General features: G+C 41.6%; 17 protein-coding genes and 1 riboswitch. All 17 genes read left to right on the forward strand.

Annotation, left to right across the window (positions count from 1 at the left end):
- The first annotated feature begins 106 nt into the window (after nt 1–106).
- The 17 genes from dnaA to ACESZH_RS17795 all read left to right on the forward strand — a co-directional run bounded on the left by dnaA (nt 107) and on the right by ACESZH_RS17795 (nt 21285).
- Nucleotides 107–1462 (forward strand): chromosomal replication initiator protein DnaA, encoded by a 1356-nt coding sequence (dnaA, locus tag ACESZH_RS17715; protein ID WP_373215785.1) that lies wholly within the window; start codon nt 107–109, stop codon nt 1460–1462.
- A 279-nt stretch (nt 1463–1741) separates the two neighbouring features.
- The gene (gene dnaN, locus ACESZH_RS17720) at nt 1742–2857 is read left to right on the forward strand and encodes a DNA polymerase III subunit beta (RefSeq protein WP_373215783.1); all 1116 of its coding nucleotides are present in this window, start codon (nt 1742–1744) and stop codon (nt 2855–2857) included.
- Nucleotides 2858–2868: 11 nt separating this feature from the next.
- Nucleotides 2869–3102 (forward strand): RNA-binding S4 domain-containing protein, encoded by a 234-nt coding sequence (locus ACESZH_RS17725; protein ID WP_373215781.1) that lies wholly within the window; start codon nt 2869–2871, stop codon nt 3100–3102.
- Nucleotides 3103–3118: 16 nt separating this feature from the next.
- Entirely contained in the window at nt 3119–4210 is a 1092-nt protein-coding gene (recF, locus tag ACESZH_RS17730; RefSeq protein ID WP_373215780.1) for a DNA replication/repair protein RecF, read from the forward strand.
- 35 nt (nt 4211–4245) lie between these two features.
- Nucleotides 4246–6813 carry a hypothetical protein gene (locus ACESZH_RS17735; RefSeq protein ID WP_373215778.1) on the forward strand — a complete coding sequence of 856 codons (2568 nt, stop codon included), beginning with the start codon at nt 4246–4248 and terminating at the stop codon, nt 6811–6813.
- Nucleotides 6814–6837: 24 nt separating this feature from the next.
- A complete protein-coding gene (gene rsmA / locus ACESZH_RS17740) occupies nt 6838–7710 on the forward strand; it encodes a 16S rRNA (adenine(1518)-N(6)/adenine(1519)-N(6))-dimethyltransferase RsmA (protein WP_373215776.1) in 873 nt (290 codons plus the stop codon).
- A 398-nt stretch (nt 7711–8108) separates the two neighbouring features.
- Nucleotides 8109–8561, forward strand: a complete 453-nt coding sequence (locus ACESZH_RS17745; RefSeq protein ID WP_373215775.1) for a DUF1002 domain-containing protein — start codon at nt 8109–8111, stop codon at nt 8559–8561.
- A gap of 386 nt (nt 8562–8947) precedes the next feature.
- Nucleotides 8948–9853 (forward strand): S1 RNA-binding domain-containing protein, encoded by a 906-nt coding sequence (locus ACESZH_RS17750; protein WP_373215774.1) that lies wholly within the window; start codon nt 8948–8950, stop codon nt 9851–9853.
- 14 nt (nt 9854–9867) lie between these two features.
- Nucleotides 9868–11538 (forward strand): putative manganese-dependent inorganic diphosphatase, encoded by a 1671-nt coding sequence (locus ACESZH_RS17755; protein ID WP_373215773.1) that lies wholly within the window; start codon nt 9868–9870, stop codon nt 11536–11538.
- A gap of 16 nt (nt 11539–11554) precedes the next feature.
- A complete protein-coding gene (locus tag ACESZH_RS17760) occupies nt 11555–12130 on the forward strand; it encodes a flavin reductase family protein (RefSeq protein WP_373215772.1) in 576 nt (191 codons plus the stop codon).
- A gap of 67 nt (nt 12131–12197) precedes the next feature.
- Nucleotides 12198–12698, forward strand: a complete 501-nt coding sequence (locus ACESZH_RS17765; protein ID WP_373215770.1) for a shikimate kinase — start codon at nt 12198–12200, stop codon at nt 12696–12698.
- A gap of 79 nt (nt 12699–12777) precedes the next feature.
- A complete protein-coding gene (locus ACESZH_RS17770) occupies nt 12778–14070 on the forward strand; it encodes a UDP-N-acetylglucosamine 1-carboxyvinyltransferase (protein ID WP_373215768.1) in 1293 nt (430 codons plus the stop codon).
- A gap of 94 nt (nt 14071–14164) precedes the next feature.
- A riboswitch (SAM riboswitch) is annotated at nt 14165–14267 on the forward strand.
- A gap of 122 nt (nt 14268–14389) precedes the next feature.
- On the forward strand, nt 14390–15580 hold the full coding sequence (gene metK, locus ACESZH_RS17775; protein ID WP_373215766.1) for a methionine adenosyltransferase: 1191 nt from the start codon (nt 14390–14392) through the stop codon (nt 15578–15580).
- 325 nt (nt 15581–15905) lie between these two features.
- Nucleotides 15906–16838, forward strand: a complete 933-nt coding sequence (locus tag ACESZH_RS17780) for an AAA family ATPase (RefSeq protein WP_373215764.1) — start codon at nt 15906–15908, stop codon at nt 16836–16838.
- Between the two features lie 3 nt (nt 16839–16841).
- Nucleotides 16842–17996 carry a DUF58 domain-containing protein gene (locus ACESZH_RS17785; RefSeq protein ID WP_373215762.1) on the forward strand — a complete coding sequence of 385 codons (1155 nt, stop codon included), beginning with the start codon at nt 16842–16844 and terminating at the stop codon, nt 17994–17996.
- 5 nt (nt 17997–18001) lie between these two features.
- The gene (locus tag ACESZH_RS17790; protein WP_373215761.1) at nt 18002–20311 is read left to right on the forward strand and encodes a transglutaminase family protein; all 2310 of its coding nucleotides are present in this window, start codon (nt 18002–18004) and stop codon (nt 20309–20311) included.
- The gene (locus ACESZH_RS17795) at nt 20278–21285 is read left to right on the forward strand and encodes a prenyltransferase/squalene oxidase repeat-containing protein (RefSeq protein WP_373215759.1); all 1008 of its coding nucleotides are present in this window, start codon (nt 20278–20280) and stop codon (nt 21283–21285) included. Before ACESZH_RS17790 ends, ACESZH_RS17795 begins: the two co-directional genes overlap by 34 nt.
- Nucleotides 21286–21296: the final 11 nt, after the last annotated feature.

Raw genomic sequence — 21296 nt, forward strand, 5'->3', positions numbered from 1 at the left:
ATACACACCATTTTATCATTGCTAAAAATCATGATTTATTATAATATATAAAAGGATATTTATGTCTTTCAAAGACCTTGATATATATGTACCGCGGGAGGAAAAAATGAACAAAGTAATCGAAAAATGGGACGAAATACTTAAAATAGTAAAAACAGAACACGACCTGTCAGATGTTTCCTTTAACACCTGGCTGAAACCACTGAAGGTTTACGAGGTGGAAGGGAATGTTGTCACTATCATCGTTCCATCCGAGCAGGTAGGTTTGAGCTACATAAGTAAAAAATATAAGCTTCCATTACAGGTAACCATCAGTGAAGTGACTGGAATGGATGACTGCGAGGTTAAATTTATTCTTCCCGAGGATGTACCGGCAAAAAAAGTCCCTTCAAATAATCATGCTGCTCAGGATATCCGCTGTGAGGAAGCTCATCTGAATCCGAAATATACTTTTGATACCTTTATCGTGGGCAGCAATAATAAATTTGCCCAGGCCGCAGCTTTGGCAGTAGCAGAATCTCCCGGCGATACCTACAATCCGCTTTTTATTTACGGAGGAGCCGGACTTGGAAAAACTCACCTTATGCACTCCATCGCTCATTTTATTATTGAGCACAATGAAAAAAGCAAAGTTCTTTATGTTACAAGTGAAGAGTTCACCAACGAGCTGATTGAAACCATCCGTAACGGAAACAATTCCGCTATGACAAAATTCCGTGAAAAATACAGAAATATTGACGTCCTTTTAGTCGATGATATCCAGTTTATTATTGGTAAGGAATCCACTCAGGAGGAATTTTTCCACACCTTTAACAGTCTGCACAGTGCCAAAAAGCAGATTATCATTTCCTCAGATAAGCCTCCGAAGGATATGGAAATTCTGGAGGAGCGTTTCCGCTCCCGGTTTGAATGGGGGCTGATCGCCGATATCACACTTCCGGATTATGAAACGCGAATGGCTATTCTTCATAAAAAAGAAGAGATGGACGGCTACAATATTAATGAAGACGTTATCAAATATATTGCAAACAACATAAAATCCAACATCCGTGAACTGGAAGGTGCCTTTAACAGAGTTGTAGCTTGTGCTAAGCTGGAAAAGAAGGAAGTTACCCTTGACCTTGCGGAACAGGCATTAAAGGATATTATTTCTCCGGATGAAAAGAAAGTCATCACACCGGAATACATTATTTCTATGGTTGCAGAACATTATAATGTGAGCACCGCAGACCTGTGCGGAAACAAACGTAATTCAAAGATCGTCGTTCCGCGGCAGGTAGCGATGTATCTTTGCCGTGAAGTAATATCCGTACCTCTTAAAAATATTGGAAAGAGCCTTGGAAACCGTGACCATACGACAGTTATGCACGGTATTGATAAAATCGAAAAAGAAATCGATAGTGACGATAATTTAAGAAATACCATAGATATATTGAAGAAAAAAATTAATCCACAAGGATAACACATTTTTTCCACATTAAAGGTGTATAAGGTGTTGATTGATTGTGAATTAATGTGAATAACTTTTACCCCGAAATTCAAGTTCAAGCTTTTACACACTTTATTCACACCCAAATACAACCCATTTACACGAAGTTATCCAAGCCCAAAGCCCTCATATTTTGCGGCTTAAAGTGACTTATTCACAAATTCACACCCCCTACGGCGGTTACGGCGGATTTCTTCTTTTATCTTTTACATGAAAAAACACATTTTCACCAGGAAGGGAGTTATACACACTATGAAAATCATCTGTTCCAAAAACAATCTGCTAAAAAGTGTCAGCATTTCCTTAAAAGCTGTTCCTTCAAAAACAACTATGCCTATTCTGGAATGTATTCTGATCGATGCAAGATCCAATCAGATCAAATTTACTACCAATGACATGGAACTGGGCATTGAAACGATCGTGGAAGGAAACATTGAAGAAAAGGGAATGGTTGCTCTGGACGCCAAAATATTCTATGAGATTATCAGAAGACTCCCCGACAATGAAGTAACGATCAAAACTGATGAAAAATTTACAGCTACGATTACCTGCGAAAAAGCAAAATTCAATATTCCGGGAAAATCAGGAGAGGATTTTGCTTATCTTCCAATCATTGAGAGAGACGAATCACTTACTATCTCTCAATATACATTAAAAAACATGATTTATCAGACAATATTCTCAATTGCAGTGAACGAAAACAACAAATTAATGACTGGTGAGCTGTTTGAAATTAAGGATAATTATCTGAAAATTGTTTCCTTGGATGGTCACCGCGTTGCGATCCGTAAAATGGCTCTGAAAAGAGAGTATTCTGACAGAAAGGTCGTTGTTCCTGGAAAGACATTGAACGAGATCAGCAAGATCCTTTCCGGAGAGATGGACGATCAGGTCAGCATTTTCTTTACCAAAAATCATATATTATTTGAGTTTGATCAGACTATGGTGGTTTCACGTCTTATTGAAGGTGAGTATTTCCGCATAGACCAGATGCTTTCCAGCGATTATGAAACAAAGCTTTCCATCAATAAAAAGGAATTCCTGGATTGTATAGACCGTGCAACTCTTCTGGTAAGAGAGGGAGATAAGAAACCGATCATCATTCATATTACGGACAGCCAGATGGAGCTGCGTATTGATTCCGCTATGGGTTCCATGAATGAAGATATTGATATCGAAAAGGATGGAAAGGATATCCTGATCGGCTTCAATCCTAAGTTTTTAATTGATGCGCTGAAGGTAATTGATGATGAGACTATCAATATTTATCTTGTAAATCCAAAGGCGCCCTGCTTTATCAGAGATGAAGAAGAAACCTACACATATTTGATTCTGCCTGTAAACATTAATCAGAACCAGGCGAGATAAGGAGGAGCATTTTGGAAATCAGGATCAGGGATGAGTTTATTAAGCTTGGCCAGATATTAAAGCTGGCCGACCTTGTGTCCGATGGTGTGGAAGCGAAGTATGTGATCGCAGACGGACTGGTAAAGGTAAACGGTGAGGTGGACACCCGCAGAGGCAGAAAAGTTTATGGCGGGGATATCGTTTCTTTTGATGGTCAGGAAATTAGAGTTGTGACGGATAATGAGTCAAATACCCCGAAGCAATAAACAGACCAGGTGAAGTATGTATATTGAATCCATCAAATTAAGCAATTTCAGAAATTATGAAGCCCTGGAGCTGAATTTTGACAAAGGGACAAACATTTTTTACGGAGATAATGCACAGGGAAAGACAAATATTCTGGAGTCTGTCTATCTCTGCGGAACAAGTAAATCCCACAAAGGAAGCAAGGACAGGGAAATCATACGGTTTGATCAGGAGGAATCCCACATCCGCATGATGGTAAATAAGGATGGGATGACCTATAAGATTGACATGCACCTTCGCAAAAATAAGGCAAAGGGCGTTGCCATTAACGGTCTGCCCATAAAAAAAGCCAGAGAGCTTCTGGGTGTTGTAAATCTCGTTTTCTTTTCGCCGGAAGATTTGAACATTATTAAAAACGGACCAGGGGAAAGGCGCAGGTTTATGGATTCGGAGCTTTGCCAGTTGGATAAGCTGTACCTCACGGACCTTGCAAATTATAATCACATTTTGAACCAGAGGAATAAGCTGCTGAAGGATCTTTATATGCAGCCCGGATTAAAGGCAACCCTGGATGTCTGGGACATGCAGATCGTAAATTATGGCAGAAAGCTGATTGAGAAAAGAAAACGGTTTGTAGAGGAATTGAATGAGATCATTCATGGAATCCACCGGAATCTTACCGGGGGAATTGAGAATCTGGATGTTATTTACGAACCCAGCGTAGAAAGCGCGGAATTTGAAAATTCGCTTTTCCGGAACAGGGAAAGGGATATGAGGATGAAGATGACATCTGTGGGACCTCATCGTGATGACCTTTGCGTTTCCGTTAATGGAATTGATATCCGGAAGTTTGGTTCACAGGGCCAGCAGAGGACGGCAGCTCTATCGCTGAAGCTTTCGGAGATTTATCTGGTTGAAAAGATCATAAAGGATACTCCTGTTTTACTTTTGGATGATGTGCTTTCCGAGCTTGACAGCAGCCGTCAGACTTATCTGCTTGACAGTATCCACGATATACAGACAATGATAACATGTACAGGACTTGATGATTTTATCAGTCATCAGTTTCAGTTAAATAAAGTTTTTCAGGTGGTTTCAGGACAGGTTTATATGCCCTATAAGGAATAAACGGGGAAAAATTAATATAATATGGACAGTAAGTTTTGACAACCATAATCGGTTATGGTAAACTTGACGGTAACTATGGAAAGTTGGTGAACATTTTGGACAAAGAGGAATTTCGGATTAAGCTCGAAGAAATTAATCATTTAGTGGAGCAAAAAGACTATAAGGGCGCCATGAATGTTGTGGACAGTATTGACTGGCGCCGTGTAAAGAATGTCCGGACGTTATGTGTTGTGGGCGAAATTTATGCTGCCAATAAACGTTATGAGGACAGCAAGGAAATTTTCCTGCTTGCTTATCACAGAGCGCCCATCGGAAAGAATATTCTTTACAGATTGATCGAGGTTTCCCTGAAAATGGGGGATATCGAGGAGGCTACAGAGTTTTATCAGGAGTATACGGAGGTTGCACCGAATGATAATACTCAGTACATTTTGAAATATAAGATTTATAAAGAGAAAAAGGCTCCATTAAGCGAACAGATCAAGATTCTGGAAGATTACAAAGAAAGAGAATTTACGGAAAAATGGTCCTATGAGCTGGCGAAGCTCTATTATCAGGCAGGAGATAAGGATAAATGCCTTGATCTGTGTAATGAGATAATTCTCTGGTTTAATGAGGGCAGCTATGTGATGCGCGCCATGGATCTAAAAATGCGCATGGGTGCATTGACAGGCAAGGAAAAGGAACAGTATGAACAGCAGTTTGTGCCGAAGCTGATGACTCCGGAGGAAGTACAGGCTTTGAAGGATGGGGAAGAAGCCCAGGAAAAGCAGGACGAAACGACTTCTGAAGAAAAGGCACATCCTGAGATTGAAAGCATTTCTATCAAAAGCGAGGACTTAAACGGAGTAGAAAGCCTTCAGGATAAGATTTCAAAGGGAATCCGTGATATTTTCGGGGCTAAGAAGGCTTCGGAGGAAGAGGAAGCTGAGGAAAAACAGGAAGAGAATTCTGAAGTAACGGAAGAAATGATAAAAAATCCTGCTTCGGAAAAGGAATTTGAAAATGTTCCTGATCTTGAGCCGGAAAATGGAAAGCCGGTCCAGGAGGAAGAGCCTGCCCCGGCAACAGAAATAAAAATGCCGAAGCTTGAGATTCCGGAGTCCATGAAAAATATAGATACAACTGAGACTGAGGTTCCGAAGATGCCGGCGCCGGAGAGCATTTACGGCAATATGGATGAAAAAACCATAGAAGCTGCTCCGGAGAAAGAGGATTTTGATTTTAACCTTGAGGATACTATTCTTGCAGCAGCTAGTGCTCAGGGAATTGAGATTCCGGAAGAACCTGAAAAAGAGGAAGAGCAGGAGATTTCAGAAGAACCGGAAGCAGTGGATGATACAGAAGCAGCAGAGGAGCCGGAGGTTGCAGAAACTGTGGAAGCTTCTGAAACCATTAAGCTTCCTGTTATGAAAAAAAGACGTCCTGTTGTTGAACTGGAAGAGGAGGAATTCCTTACAGAAGAAGATTTACAGCAGGCAGAAGCAGAATTTTTAAATGGTCCGTCAGGAAGAAAAGAAGCGAAAACTGCTCCTGTTCGGGAGGAAGAGATTCCAAGACTGGAAGATGAAGAAATTTATGAAGAGTCTTTTGATCCTGAAGAAGACGAAATGGATGAAGATGAATTGATTGCCCACATGCTGAAAGAGAGTATTGAGGGAGAAGATAACGTGTTCGCTCCGGAACCTGACGATGAAGATGAGTACGAGGAAGAAGAGGAATACCAGGACGAATACGAGGAGGAAGCTCCGGAGCCGGAAGAAAATCTTTCTGAGGAAGAGAAGCTTGAGCAGTTTATTGATTCCATACAGCCAAAGGATAACAGAGATCCGATGGATATCGTGCCCAGAAAGAAGGAGCTTACGGATAACGAGAAGAAGCTGTTTACATATTTTGTAAAGGTTCCGGGAATGAAGGAACAGCTTGTAGAAGCGCTTTATGATGTGCAGATGGCTGCAGCGGATAAAACCTCCAGAACAGGAAATATTATTGTTATGGGCGGTCGGGAGACTGGTAAGACCAGATTGATCGGAAGCCTGATTCCTGCAATCTGTCAGGAGCTGAATATGGAGGCTTCCAAGGTTGCCTATGTTTTTGCTGACCAGATCAACGGAAAAGATATTACTAAGATTGTAGGTAAGCTTGCAGGCGGATTCCTGGTAATTGAAAATGCAAATCAGTTGACACAGGAAACTGTGGAAATGCTTGATAAAGCAATGGAATTCCGTACAGATGGTTTGACGGTCATTCTGGAAGACGAAAAGATCGGCATGAGAAAGCTGATAGCCAGATTCCCGAAATTTGCAAAGAAATTTACATCCATGATCAATATTCCTGTGTTTACCAACGATGAGCTTGTAAATTTCGCAAGAGTTTATACAAAGGAAAATGGCTTCCGGATCGAGCAGATGGGAATGCTGGCTCTGTATAACCTGATCGGAATAAACCAGAAAGAAGACGAACCTATGAATATAGGCGCTGTAAAGGATATGCTGGATGCAGCGATGGCGAAATCGCAGGGCGGTCTTTTGAAATTTAATAAGAAAAAGCGTGTGGACCGCGACGGATTTATTGTCCTATATGAAAAGGATTTTGCTAAGTAAAATTTGAAAAAGGAAGTAAAAGTGATGACCAGACCTTATCTTGGAAACCCGAAATATACCATTGAAGTCCTTCAAAAGTATGATTTTGTTTTCCAGAAAAGGTTTGGTCAAAATTTTTTGATCGATACCCATGTTCTGGATAAGATAATCGAGGCTTCACAAATTACAAAAGATGATTTTGTGTTGGAGATAGGTCCGGGTATTGGAACCATGACCCAGTATCTGGCGGAGGCCGCCAGAGAAGTGGTGGCTGTTGAGATTGATAATTCCCTGATTCCGATTTTACAGGATACGCTGAAGGATTGGGATAATGTGACGGTCATAAATGATGATATCCTGAAAGTAGATATCTGTAAGCTTGCCCGGGAAAAAAATGAAGGAAAGCCTGTAAAGGTAGTGGCAAATCTGCCCTATTATATCACTACGCCTATTATTATGGGGCTTTTTGAGAAGCAGGTTCCGCTTTCTTCAATTACCATTATGGTTCAGAAGGAGGTGGCTGACAGAATGCAGGTGGGTCCTGGCACAAAGGATTATGGCGCTCTTTCCCTGGCAGTACAGTATTATTCAAAACCGGAGATCATAGCCAATGTTCCACCAAATTGTTTTATGCCAAGACCGAAAGTAGGAAGTGCTGTCATCCGGCTGGAAAAATATGAAAAGCCGCCTGTTGAGGTGGCAGATGAAAAGCTTATGTTTCAGATTATTCGGGCGTCATTTAACCAGCGGCGGAAAACTCTGGTAAATGGATTAAAAAATGCACAGGATCTGGATTACAGCAAAGAGGAGATTGAGTCTGTTCTGGAAAAAACAGGAATTCCTGTAAATATAAGAGGCGAGGCTCTTACACTGGAGCAGTTTGCTGAAATAACGAATGCGTTTAAATATATAAGATAAAAAGAGAAAACTAACAAGCACCCGGTGGCTAGGCGGGTGCTTGTTAGTTTTACTGTTTAAATATATTTTTTAAAGGAAGGAGAGTCGATTACCTTTTGAGGTAATCAACATATGAAAAAGAAATTTTATAAAAATAATGTTGGCTGTATTATTTTTATGATGATAGTATATCCATAAATTTTGAAAGAATCATGATTATCTTATGAAAAATTAGTGAACGATTTTAAAAAAATTGTAACGAACAGAACCTTTAATATCGAAAGTTAAAAGGTGTTTTCTGTGAGATATTTATAAAAAAATTATATGTTTTTTATGTGTATTTTACAAAAGAAACGGAAGGATATGATATAATAATTAACGCAGTAAAAGAAAAATATGAATATCGGGAGGTAATTGTAATGATAAAATTAAAAAAAGCGGCAGCGGTTCTTATGGCAGGTTTGATCGTATGTTCTACGCCAATGACAGCTATGGCAACAGAGGGAGATACTGCAGTTGTGGAAGACTTGATAGACAGCGGAATTGATTCCATTGCAGCAGATCCGGATAAGGCAGTGGATATTATCATGTATGCGAAGGACCTGGTAGACCAGCAGAATATTACGGAAGAGGAAATCAGAGGAGCTATTGACAGCGCTGCATCTCATTTTGGGATAAGTATTTCTGACTCTGAAAAAAGTTCACTTGTAAATGTTATTCAGAAAATGCTGTCTTTAAATATTGATGAGGATCAGCTCAGAAGTAATGTAAACACTGTTTACGATAAATTGCAGGACCTTGGTGTAGACAAAGACGATGTAAAAGGAATTGTAGCAAGGGTAATTGATTTTATAAAAAGTATTTTTGCATAAAAATATGCAAAATACACAACGTTATCAATTTAAATTGGAAAAGCACATGTGTTAATTTGATAAAAAAACTTAAAAAAAAGAGGAAAAATTGTGCAAATAAACGAAATGTTCACTTCGAGTTCATAATTTATTCATAATTACTTGTTACTATATAGACAGTTCGAAAGAACGTACGAAAGACGTTGTAATGACACCATTACACATAAAATTTTTTCATAATAATTGCCCCGGTAAACCACTGCCGGGGCACTCCTCGTTTTCAGGCGTATCTGCCGTCTTATCCACAAAAAGAAGTTTCCATTCACTGGTAAAGTGTGATATAATGTGAACACTTAGGGAATGCAATCGGAGTTTATTCCGAGCGAGATGATTAAGGAGTGTTTATTATGGCTGAAACTATGAAAGACTATGAAGCAGAGCTGGAGGCTTCCTTTAAAAAAATTGAAGAAGGAGACATCATCACCGGAACTGTTATCAGTGTAGATGAAAAAGAAGTAATACTTGATTTAAAATATTATGCAGAGGGCATTATCCCGGCAGAGGATTACAGCAGAGAGCCTGATTTTAATTTAAAAGAAGAGGTGCATCCGGGAGATGAGGTTTCCGCTACAGTCGTAAAAAGGGACGATGGACATGGAAACATTCTTCTCTCCAGAGTAGAAGCGACAGATGTTTTGTCCTGGGATAAATTAAAAGAATTAAAGGCAACAGGCGAGGTTATCAACGTTGTTGTAAAGGGAGTGGTAAACGGCGGAGCAGTAGCTTATGTAGAAGGTGTCCGTGGATTTATCCCTGCTTCCAAGCTGGCTCTCAGCTATGTGGAGGATACAAACGAATATTTAAATAAACCGATCCAGGTTCAGGTAATTGACGTAAATAAAGAAGATAAAAAGCTGATCCTTTCTGCAAAAGAGATTTTACGTAAAAAAGCAGAGGAAGAAAGAAAAAATAAAATTTCCAATCTGGAAGTAGGATTTGTGACAGAAGGCACAGTAGAAAGCCTTCAGACCTATGGCGCATTTGTTGATCTTGGAAACGGCCTTTCCGGTCTTGTACACATTTCACAGATCTGTGAAAAAAGGATCAAAAAACCATCCGAAGTACTTGCCGTAGGCGATAAGGTAAAAGTAAAGGTAACTGCCATTAAGGACGGAAAGCTGAGCTTAAGCATCAAAGAAGCTTCTGACATGATGGCAAAGGAAATTGAAGAAGAAATATTTGAGGTACCGGATTCAGGAGAACAGGCTACCACATCTCTCGGTTCCCTGTTTGCAAATATTAAGCTGAACTAAAAGGATGTGTGTGAATGAAAAGTCAGGAAAAGATTTTTGTAATAGGTCATAAAAATCCCGATACGGATTCCATCTGTTCCGCTATTGCTTATGCGGATATTAAAAACAGAACAGGGCAGTCGAAAAAATATGTGCCCAAAAGAGCAGGACAGCTTAATGAGGAAACGCAGTTTGTGCTGAATCGCTTTGGAGTACAGCCGCCTGCTTATCTTGGAAATATAGGAACCCAGGTAAAGGATATGGAAATTCGTGTCAGTCCTGATGCGGATAAAAGCATGTCACTGAAAAATGCCTGGGATCTGATGCAGGAGAACGGCATTGTTTCCCTGCCTATCCGTAAGGCGGACGGCGAGCTGGAAGGTCTTGTTACTATTGGTGATATTGCAAAAATTTATATGGACACTACGGACAGCTACCTTCTGTCAAATGCCAAAACCCAGTATAACAAAATTAAAGATACCATTGACGGAATCCTGATCGAAGGAAACGGTCATGGCTATTTTTCAAAGGGAAAAATCCTGGTAGGAACAGCAGACCCGGAAATGATGAAGGACTATATTGAGGAAGATGATATGGTTATCCTGGGCAACCGTGAAGAAGACCATCTTCAGGCGATTTCCCAGAATGTAAGCTGTATTATTGTGGGAATGGGTATTGAAGTCAGCGATGAGGTAATAAAAAAGGCACATGAGAGGGATATTGTTATTATCATGTCACCTTATGATACTTTTACCATTTCCAGGCTGATAAACCAGAGCATTCCTGTCCGTTACATTATGAACAAAGAAAATCTTGTAACTTTCAACACAGAAGACTTTACAGATGACATTCAGGATGTTATGATAAAACACCGTCACCGTGCTTTTCCGGTTATCAATAAGCGGGGAAAATGTATTGGAACCATTTCCAGACGTAATTTCCTGGATATGAACAGGAAAAAGGTAATCCTCGTAGACCATAATGAGAAGGACCAGGCGGTTGACAATATAGAAAAGGCAGAAATACTTGAAATTATAGATCATCATAAATTAGGCTCACTGGAAACGATGAAGCCAATTAGTTTCAGGAACGAGCCTGTGGGATGTACGGCTACGATTTTGTACAAGATTTATGAAGAGCAGAGACTGGAAATCCCTCAGAAGATTGCCGGACTTCTTTGTTCTGCGATCATCTCTGATACGCTGATGTTCCGTTCTCCAACCTGTACACAGCAGGATAAGATTGCAGCCAGTGCTCTTGCATTGATCGCAGATGTAAAAATTGAGGATTTAGCCCGGGAAATGTTTAAAGCGGGCAGCAATCTTAAGGATAAATCACCGGAAGAAATTTTCTATCAGGATTATAAGAAATTTATTGCTGAAGGAAATATATCTTTTGGTGTTGGACAGATCAGCTCTATGGACAAAGAGGAGCTGCAGGAAATCAAAGAACGTCTGCTTCCGTTTATGGTAAGCGAATGCGGACGTCATGATATTACGAGAGTTTATTTTATGCTTACCAGCATTATGGATGAATCCTCAGAGCTTATTTATTACGGCGAAGGCAGTGAGGAAATGGCGCGGACGGCTTTCAAGCAGGAGCCGGAAAACGGTGTTTTCCATCTCAAAGGTGTAGTTTCCCGTAAAAAGCAGTTGATTCCCGCAATGATGGAGGCAGCTCAGATGATGATGAGTGATTACGCCTGAAAGGGAGTAACAAAATATGAAAAAGACCTGGAAACCAGGAAATATGCTTTATCCGCTTCCGGCAGTCATGGTGAGTGTGACGGATGGAAAAGGGAATGACAATATCATTACGGTAGCATGGGCAGGAACGGTATGTACCAATCCTCCCATGGTATCGATTTCTGTGCGTCCGTCCCGGTTTTCTTATGATATGATCAAAAATACAGGGGAATTTGTCATTAACCTTACAACAGAAAAGCTTGCCTATGCTACAGATTACTGCGGTGTTCGCTCCGGCAGGGATGTAGACAAATTTAAAGAGATGAATCTGACTAAGGAAAAGGCAGATTTTGTAAAGGCACCGATGATTGGGGAATCACCGGTTTCTATTGAGTGCAAAGTGAGGGAAGTTAAGGAACTTGGCTCACACCATATGTTTCTGGCAGAGGTTCTGGCAGTTCATGCGGAGGAAGCATATATGGATCAAAATGATAAATTCCACTTGAATAAATCACATCCTTTGGTGTATTCTCATGGAGAATATTTAGGCCTTGGCAAATCTCTGGGAACCTTTGGATATAGTGTGAAAAAGCGTAAAAAAGCGCGTGGTTGAAGGGTTTTACAGTGGGATTGCATAATTTGAGAAGATGTGTTAAAATGAAAGGAATCTCTTGTCAAGAATGAATAATATTACATTAATTGGTATGCCCGGTGCAGGGAAAAGTACATTGGGCGTTGTTCTCGCTAAGATATTGGGATATGAGTTTCTGGATTCCGACCTTTTGATACAAAAAACAGAAAAAAGGCGCCTTTATCAGATCATTAATGAGGAAGGCCCGGAAGGATTTAAGGCCATTGAGAATCGTGTAAACGCATCCATCGAGACAGAGAGTACAGTAATAGCCACAGGAGGAAGTGTGGTATACTGCAGCGAGGCAATGGAACATTTAAAATCCATAGGGAAGGTTGTTTATTTAAAAATTTCGTTGGAATCACTTACCAGAAGACTTGGAAATCTGAAAAAAAGAGGTGTTTTACTGAAAGAGGGACAAACTCTTAAGGATTTGTATGAGGAAAGGGTTCCTTTATATGAAAAATATGCAGACATTGTGGTAGATGAAGAAGGGAAAGATTTGGAAGCAAGTCTGCAGGCGGTTTTGGAAACACTAACAGAGGGGTAAAAAAAGTAACCGTAAACATGAGGAGAGCAAGAATTTCGGGGGAAAGAATGCTCATGGAGTGAAATAATAGAGGTGTGTTATGGAACAGTATGTTATCAAAGGCGGAAATCCGCTTGTTGGAGAAGTGGAGATAGCAGGAGCTAAGAATGCTGCTCTGGCTATTTTAGCTGCAGCCATCATGACGGACGAAACCATCCTGATTGAAAACCTGCCTGACGTAAGAGACATCAATGTGTTATTAGAAGCGATTGCCGGGATTGGAGCCCAGGTAGACCGCATTAATAAATCCACTGTAAAAATTAACGGCTCCACGATCGGAGACGTAAGTGTAGATTATGAGTATATTAAGAAAATCCGTGCGTCCTATTATCTTTTAGGAGCCTTACTTGGAAAGTATAAACATGCCGAGGTACCGCTTCCGGGCGGATGCAATATCGGAAGCCGTCCAATCGACCAGCACTTAAAAGGATTTCGGGCATTGGGCGCAAAGGTGGATATTTTTCATGGAGCAATCGTGGCAAAAGCAGATAATCTGCATGGAAGCCACATTTTCCTCGATGTTGTTTCAGTAGGTGCGACGATCAATATTATGATGGCAGCAGCAATGGCACCTGGCCGTACGATTATCGAAAATGCAGCGAGAGAGCCTCATGTTGTAGATGTTGCAAACTTCTTAAACAGTATGGGAGCTAATATTAAAGGCGCAGGTACAGATGTTATCCGTATCAGGGGCGTTGAGAAGCTTCACCATACTGAATATTCCATTATTCCGGATCAGATTGAAGCAGGAACCTTTATGTTTGCTGCTGCGGCTACCGGCGGTGATGTTACGGTAAAAAATGTCATTCCAAAGCATTTGGAGGCTACCACGGCCAAGCTGTTGGAGATTGGGTGTGAAGTACAGGAATTTGATGATGCTGTCCGTGTGCGCGCGGCAGGAAGGCTTCGCCGTACTCATGTTAAAACTCTTCCGTATCCGGGATATCCTACTGATATGCAGCCTCAGATCGCAGTTGCCCTGTCTTTGGCAACTGGTACAAGTATTGTAACGGAGAGTATTTTTGAAAATCGTTTCAAATATGCGGATGAGCTTTCCAGAATGGGAGCCTGCATTAAGGTGGAAGGAAATTCTGCCATTATTGACGGTGTACAAAAGCTGACAGGAGCCAGAGTAAGTGCTCCGGATCTTCGTGCGGGAGCTGCTCTCGTGATTGCAGGTCTTGCGGCTGAAGGCATTACCATTGTGGATGATATTGTATACATTCAGCGTGGATATGAGAATTTTGAAGAAAAGCTGAGAAGTCTTGGCGCAGAAATTGAAAGAGTTTCCAGTGAAAAGGAAATCCAGAAATTCCGTCTTCGTGTTGGATGATCATTAAAGATATATAAAATATAGTAATAGCACTTGACATTTAGCTGTAATAAGTATATTGTAGTCAGTGCAACAATAAAAACTAAAAAATAGCCTTTTATTCAGAGTGGTGGAGATACATAGGATCAATGAAGCCACGGCAACCCCTGAGAAATCATGGAAGGTGCCTCCCTGAGCGAGTAATCGAACAATAAGAGGATTGTTTATATAAGATTTCGTGAACAGTCCGATTATTCGGGCTGTTTTTGTTAACTACAAGCCGGGCGGCGTCCGGCGGATCACTATTATGCCCAAAAACACGGGCGGAAAAGGAGAAAATATGGAGAAAATTTTATTTACCTCAGAATCTGTAACTGAAGGGCATCCGGATAAAATGTGTGATGCCATTTCTGATGCCATTCTTGACGCATTGATGGAAAAGGATCCTATGAGCCGTGTAGCATGTGAAACGGCTACCACTACAGGTTTAGTAGTAGTAATGGGAGAGATTACGACCAATGCTTACGTAGATATCCAGAAAATCGTAAGAGATACAGTACGTGAAATCGGATATACCCGCGGAAAATTTGGTTTTGACGCAGATACTTGTGCTGTGATCACAGCTATTGATGAGCAGTCCGCTGACATTGCAATGGGTGTTGACAAAGCTCTGGAACAGAAAGAAAACGATATGAACGAGGATGAGCTGGATGCCATCGGAGCAGGCGACCAGGGAATCCAGTTTGGATATGCTTCCAATGAGACAGAGGAGTATATGCCATATGCCATCAATATGGCTCATAAATTGGCACGTCAGTTGACAAAAATCCGTAAGGACGGAACCTTAAGCTATTTAAGACCTGATGGAAAGACACAGGTAACCGTAGAATACGATGAAGCAGGTAAACCATGCCGTATCGATGCAGTTGTATGCTCTACACAGCATGACCCGGATGTTACCCAGGAGCAGATTCACCAGGATATCAAAAAATATGTATTCGATGAGATCATCCCTGCCGACATGGTAGACGAAAACACAAAATACTTCATCAATCCTACAGGACGTTTTGTGATCGGCGGACCTCACGGCGACAGTGGACTGACCGGACGTAAGATCATCGTAGATACATACGGCGGTGCAGGACGTCACGGCGGCGGCGCTTTCTCCGGAAAAGACTGCACAAAGGTAGACCGTTCCGCAGCATATGCAGCACGTTACGTAGCGAAAAACATCGTAGCTGCCGGCCTTGCAGATAAATGCGAGATCCAGCTTTCCTATGCTATCGGTGTGGCAAACCCGACCTCCATCCACGTAGAAACCTTCGGAACCGGAAAGCTTTCCGATGCGAAGCTTGTTGAGATTATCCGCGAAAACTTCGACCTTCGTCCGGCTGGGATCATCAAGATGCTTGACCTTCGCCGTCCGATCTACAAGCAGACAGCAGCTTACGGCCATTTCGGACGCACGGATGTAGATCTTCCGTGGGAGCATCTGGATAAGGCAGAGGATTTGAAAAAATATCTGGCATAGTCTGCCAGTGTTGACAAAGTTAAAGATTTTTATTAAAATTAAGACAGTCATAATGACAAATAAGTGCATATTATTATACGGTTGTTGTTGGCGGAGACAATGACATTAAAAGGATATCCGGCAGAAGAACGGATAGGTATCAGTAGACCTGCCGTATTCAGAGGGTGATTTTTTAGAAGCAGAGGGAATTTTTGACTTTTTTTGCTGCATTTAAGCACTTAAGAAAAAGAATATAAACATTGAGCAATTCTTTCATTTAAAAAATGGAGGAATTGCTTTTTTATATTAAAAAAGTAAGCTATTTTTTTAGGGAAGGAACGGGAATATGGCAGATAAGATTGAGGCACTTCAGACGGAATTGGGAAAAATCATAAAAGGAAAAAAGCAGATCACGGATAAGATTCTGATGGCGATCCTGGCAAAAGGGCATATTCTTCTGGAGGATGTACCGGGAGTTGGAAAAACTACCACAGCCCTGAGCTTAAGCAAGCTTATGGGAATGGAGTTCAAAAGGATCCAGTTTACTCCGGATGTGGTTCCGTCCGATGTAACCGGATTTACCGTATATGATAAAGAGAGCGGAAGCTTCCGGTATTATCCGGGAGCTGTAATGTGTAATCTTTTGCTGGCGGATGAGATAAACCGTACATCCAGTAAAACCCAGTCTGCACTTCTGGAGGTTATGGAAGAAGGAAAAGTAACCGTTGATGGAAATACATACCAGGTTCCGGCTCCCTTTGTGGTAATTGCAACCCAGAATCCTATCGGTTCTTCCGGCACTCAGCTTTTGCCGGAATCACAGCTTGACCGTTTTATGGTGCGCCTCAGTATGGGATATCCGGACCCGCAGAGCCAAATGGAGCTTTTAAGGGACAGACAGAGAGAAAATCCTCTGGATAAGGCGGAAAAAATCATAGGTGGGGAAGATATTCTGAAGCTTCAGGATGAAGTAAAAAATATTTACGTTGCAGACAGTATCCTGAAATATGTAACAGAGCTTACGGAAGAAACAAGAAAGAATGAGATCATAGCCTTGGGCGTCAGCCCCAGAGGTGCGCTTGCATTATGCCGTATGGCAAAGGCTTGCGCTTATCTGGACAAAAGGGATTATGTTACTCCAAAGGATATACAGAATGTATTTTCAGATGTATGCGGACACCGTATTGTATTAAGCTCCAAGGCAAGATTCCAGGAGAAAAATGGCGAGCAGATTTTGCAGGAGATACTGGAAAAAGTAAAAGCACCGAGAGTTGAATAGATCATGAGAAAATCCAGAATTATTTTTTTTATATGGTGTATTTGCCTGATTTCCGTTTATATTGCATCAGGGGCTTATTTATTTGCCGGAATGCTGGCTGTTACATTGTTGTGTTTGGTAATAGCTTTGGTAAATTGTATTGCAGGAGGAAAGAAGCTGGAACTTGCGGTTAAGCTTGGAGAAGCTTCTAAAAAAGGGGAAAAGTTCCAGGGAAGACTTATTATCGAAAATAAGGGGATACTGCCTGTATTTTACGGGATCTGCCATGTGGAATGGAAAAATACACTGACTTTAGAGCAGGGAGAATTGGAAGTACCTTTTTCAGTGGGAGGACACAAAAAATCACAGGTTCTTTTTGAAGGGAACAGCCGCTATTGCGGAGCATGCAGATTTTGTGTGAACAGATGGGAAAACTATGACTATCTCCGGCTTTTCAAGAAAAAGAGAAGAGCAGATAAAAATGCAGAGGTGATCATAGCACCGGATTGCGAGCCTGTAAGTATAGAAATGTTATCGAAGGAAGCCTACGATATGGAAAGCTACCGTTATTCTGCAAAGAGAAAGGGAGATGACCCAAGTGAAACCTTTGATATCCGCACATACAGGCAGGGGGACAGCATCAAACAGATCCACTGGAAGCTGACAGGAAAGCTGGACAGTGTGGTGGTAAAGGAAATGAGTTATCCGGTATATGATTCTGTTCTGATATTGCCGGAATTGTTTGTGGGGGATAAAGCAGCTCCTGAAAAAAGGAGTGCTGTGGCGGAGATATTTGCATCCGTTGCTATGAGCTTTTTAAATAGAAGACTTCCCTTTGAAACAGGCTTTTACGATGCACGCATGGGGAAATTTTATATTGAAAGGATTGAAACAGAGGAGGATTTTTGGAATGTTGTTTATTTATTTCTAAGAACGGCAGAAGGGGAGAAGCCCTCGGGAACGATCCGGGAATATCTTGAAAACTGCGGGACACGCAGGTTCGCCCATTATCTTTATATAACGGCTGGCTCTGAGATAAAAGAAGAGAAAATGCTGGAGGAGTTGGGCGAAGTTACGGTGCTGCGATGCGCGGATGGATTTGAGATCCGTGAAAATGAGATCAGGGTTACCCCGGATAATTGGAAAAAAGAGTTAGCCCCGCAGGATAATTGGAGGTAACAGATATGGAGTTATCCATAATCAAGCAGCAGGAAAATACAAAAGAGAATATAGCCGGATTTTTGGAAGAAGCAGTCATGATCTGCCTGATTTCAGGATGCGGACTGTTTTGTGCTGCCCGTTTATTTATGGATGATATCTCATTAGGAATAGTGGCTACCGCTGCTGTGTCAGGATCATTGTGCGCTTTGTTGTCCAGAACAAAAAGAGGAATGGCGGTAGGCGTGATATTCATGGCAGCGGTTTTGGCGGGATTCTTTGTATGGAATTCCGTATTTTTAAATGGGCTTACCGGAGTATGGAATGAAATTGCAGATATTATTGGAAAAAATACGGATATTTATTTAAAAAAGTATCAGGTATTGTCAGAGGGAACATTGGCAAGAGATATGCAGTTTTTTATGTGGGCCATCTCGGCGGCAGTGAGCGCAGTTGTATTTGGAATACTTAGATGGAGATGGAGACTGATCCTTTTGCTGAGTGCATTTGTGCTGCCGGCCGTTTATATAATTCTGGGAAAAGCAATGACTGAGCTTCCGTGTGCTTTGTACTATCTTGGAATTGTTTTAGGCGAGAAATATATGATTTCCGGCGGAAAGAAAAGCTGCCTTACAGGAAACCGTTATGAAGAATTTTTGTGGGAATGTACGCTTTTTCTCCTGATAGCTGGATTGGGAACAGGAATCTGGACAATGGCAATGCCTGTGATGAAATATAAGGAGCCTGTTATGCTTTCTGCTATAAGGGAAAGAGCCGGAGAAGCAGCAGACAGGCTGCGTTTTCAAAAAGAAGAAATAAATTCGCTGCCAAAAGGAAGGCTTGACCGTGCAGGGGCCTGGAGTGCATCGGAGGATACTGCTCTGGAGGTAACCATGGAAGAGCCAAGGTCCTTGTATCTGAGAGGATTTGTGGGAAGCGTTTATGAGGAAAACCGCTGGAAAAGTCTGGATTCACAGGTTTACTATGATAATAAAAATCTGTTTTACTGGCTTCATGAGAATGGCTTTTACGGAAACAGACAGCTTTCGGGGATCAGAAATCTTATAGAGGATGATGAACTGTCCGGTGATAGGATAAATGTAAGCATAAAAAATGTAGGGGCGGACAGCGAGTATCTCTATGTGCCTTATGAAATGACAGAAGCCCCTGAAGGGTTTTCACAGGAATGTGCATATGGGGATGAGTTTTTGAAATCCGGAAATATATTTGGTACAAGGTCTTATAGCTTTCAGACTATGGGAAATCTGGTGAAGGATTTTCCAAAGCTTGCGGCACAGGGATATCTGGCATTAAAGGAGGAAAATAACCAGACGTATCGGGAAATTGAGAGCTATTATAATTCTTTTGTCTATAAGTATAATACGCAGCTTTCCGACAGTATGAGGGAATTGTTTCGAAAAGAACTGGGAACAGCGGGAAATCAGGAAAAAGGGCATCTTGATTATTATTCCGCCATTACTCATATCAGAAAATATCTGGAAAAAAATATGACCTATGGAAGCCAGACTGAAGTTGTACCTGAAGGAAAAGATTTTGTGAAAAATTTTCTCACGGAGAGTAAAATAGGATACAGTATTCATTTCGCATCAGCGGCTGCATTGATGTTCCGGTATTATGGGATTCCGTCGCGCTATGTGGAAGGATATCTGATCACACCGGAAAATGCAGAAAATACGGCTTCCGGTGGAACGACCAAGGTGACAGGAAAAGACGGACATGCCTGGACGGAAATTTATATTGACGGTACAGGCTGGGTTCCTGTGGAGATGACACCGGAATATTACGGGATCATGGAGGAACCGGATCTGACAGCAGGATTGGAGGCAGATGGAACAAGAACTGCACAGCCGCCTGAAATACAGGAAGAAAAAGAGGAGCCTTTGGAGGAAAATGATCTGAAGGAGGTATTAAGCCTTGTATTGTTACAGATTGGTAAGATTCTGCTCTGGGCAGTGATCCTGTTTGATATTTTCTGTCTGATATTTTTCCTGTGGGTGTTTTTATGCAGGATGGCAGCGAAATGGAAAAGAAGAAGAGCATTTTTGAACCGGGATAACGGATATGCGGCAAGGCAGATGGTGAAATATGCAGAGCAGCTTTATCAACATAAAAATGGAGATTTTACGGAAAATGTGGAAAACCTTTATAAAAAGACATATAGGATTGGGGAAAAAGCTGCATTTAGCCGTCATGAGATTTCCGCGGAGGAGCGCAGAACCGTAGAAGAGTGCGTCAGACTACTGTTAAAAGAACTGAAAAAGATGAGAGGCTGGTATGAACGATGGATCATGAGATATATAGAAAGACTTTATTAAAAAAAGATTCCGGAAAAAGGGCGGCTGCAGGTATGCTTCCGTTGTGTGTGGTTTTGATGTCTGCTGCGCTGAGCTTTTCAGGATGCGGAAAAAAAGAGCTTACACTTTCAGATGTTATAAAAGAAACTGCCGAATATGAGATGAAAACTGTACCAAAACCTGGATACGGGACACTTGCCGGAGAATGGACGGTTATGTCTCTGGCTCGCTCCGGGGAAGAGGTGGAGGACAGTTACTGGGATATTTATAAAGCAAATCTGGAAAAGGCGGTAAAGGAGGCGCAGGGGAATTTAAGCGAGCGAAAATATACGGAATATTCCCGTGTGATCCTGGCTCTGAATTCTATTGGGGAAGACCCGGAGGATGTGGGAGGGTATAACCTTGTACTTCCGCTGGAAGATTTTGATACGGTTGTCAGCCAGGGCCTGAATGGAGGAGTTTATGCGCTGCTGGCGTTGAATTCCGACGGAAGCGGGGATTCATCTATAAAAGAGCAGTATCTGGAATATGTTTTGGAGCAGGAAAAACCGGAGGGCGGATTTTCCATGGACAGCAATTCGGATGAAGCAGAGGCGGATATGACAGCCATGGCTATTCAATGTCTGGAGCCTTACCAGGACAGACAGGGGGTACAGGAGGTAATAGAGAGAGGAATTCAGGTGCTTTCTGACTGTCAGGCAGAAGAGGGAGGCTACGTTAGCTATGGTGAGGACAGTTCTGAGTCACTTTCCCAAACGATCATTGCCCTTTCTGCATATGGGATAGATTGTAATGAGGATGAGAGATTTGTAAAGGATGGGAAGGGCCTTTATGATATCCTGATGGAATATAGAAATGAGGATGGGGGCTTTTCTCATGTAAAGGGAGACGAAAGCGACCTTATGCCTACGGACCAGGCATTTTGTGCCCTGGTTGCCTATGAAAGAATGAAAGAGGATAAAAATTCATTTTATAATATGACAGATCATCGCTAAGATTGACATGA

Origin of the sequence: Ruminococcus sp. 5_1_39BFAA, assembly GCF_964240875.1 — a bacterium.
Lineage (GTDB): Bacteria > Bacillota > Clostridia > Lachnospirales > Lachnospiraceae > Blautia_A.

Bases quoted from the DNA above. Each gene is read 5' to 3' on its own strand.
- dnaN (WP_373215783.1), top strand. From the start codon at position 1,742: ATGAAAATCATCTGTTCCAAAAACAATCTGCTAAAAAGTGTCAGCATT.
- recF (WP_373215780.1), top strand. From the start codon at position 3,119: ATGTATATTGAATCCATCAAATTAAGCAATTTCAGAAATTATGAAGCC.
- dnaA (WP_373215785.1), top strand. From the start codon at position 107: ATGAACAAAGTAATCGAAAAATGGGACGAAATACTTAAAATAGTAAAA.
- rsmA (WP_373215776.1), top strand. From the start codon at position 6,838: ATGACCAGACCTTATCTTGGAAACCCGAAATATACCATTGAAGTCCTT.
- ACESZH_RS17795 (WP_373215759.1), top strand. From the start codon at position 20,278: ATGGATCATGAGATATATAGAAAGACTTTATTAAAAAAAGATTCCGGA.
- ACESZH_RS17745 (WP_373215775.1), top strand. From the start codon at position 8,109: ATGATAAAATTAAAAAAAGCGGCAGCGGTTCTTATGGCAGGTTTGATC.
- ACESZH_RS17765 (WP_373215770.1), top strand. From the start codon at position 12,198: ATGAATAATATTACATTAATTGGTATGCCCGGTGCAGGGAAAAGTACA.
- ACESZH_RS17755 (WP_373215773.1), top strand. From the start codon at position 9,868: ATGAAAAGTCAGGAAAAGATTTTTGTAATAGGTCATAAAAATCCCGAT.
- ACESZH_RS17790 (WP_373215761.1), top strand. From the start codon at position 18,002: ATGGAGTTATCCATAATCAAGCAGCAGGAAAATACAAAAGAGAATATA.
- metK (WP_373215766.1), top strand. From the start codon at position 14,390: ATGGAGAAAATTTTATTTACCTCAGAATCTGTAACTGAAGGGCATCCG.
- ACESZH_RS17785 (WP_373215762.1), top strand. From the start codon at position 16,842: ATGAGAAAATCCAGAATTATTTTTTTTATATGGTGTATTTGCCTGATT.
- ACESZH_RS17770 (WP_373215768.1), top strand. From the start codon at position 12,778: ATGGAACAGTATGTTATCAAAGGCGGAAATCCGCTTGTTGGAGAAGTG.
- ACESZH_RS17750 (WP_373215774.1), top strand. From the start codon at position 8,948: ATGGCTGAAACTATGAAAGACTATGAAGCAGAGCTGGAGGCTTCCTTT.
- ACESZH_RS17760 (WP_373215772.1), top strand. From the start codon at position 11,555: ATGAAAAAGACCTGGAAACCAGGAAATATGCTTTATCCGCTTCCGGCA.
- ACESZH_RS17780 (WP_373215764.1), top strand. From the start codon at position 15,906: ATGGCAGATAAGATTGAGGCACTTCAGACGGAATTGGGAAAAATCATA.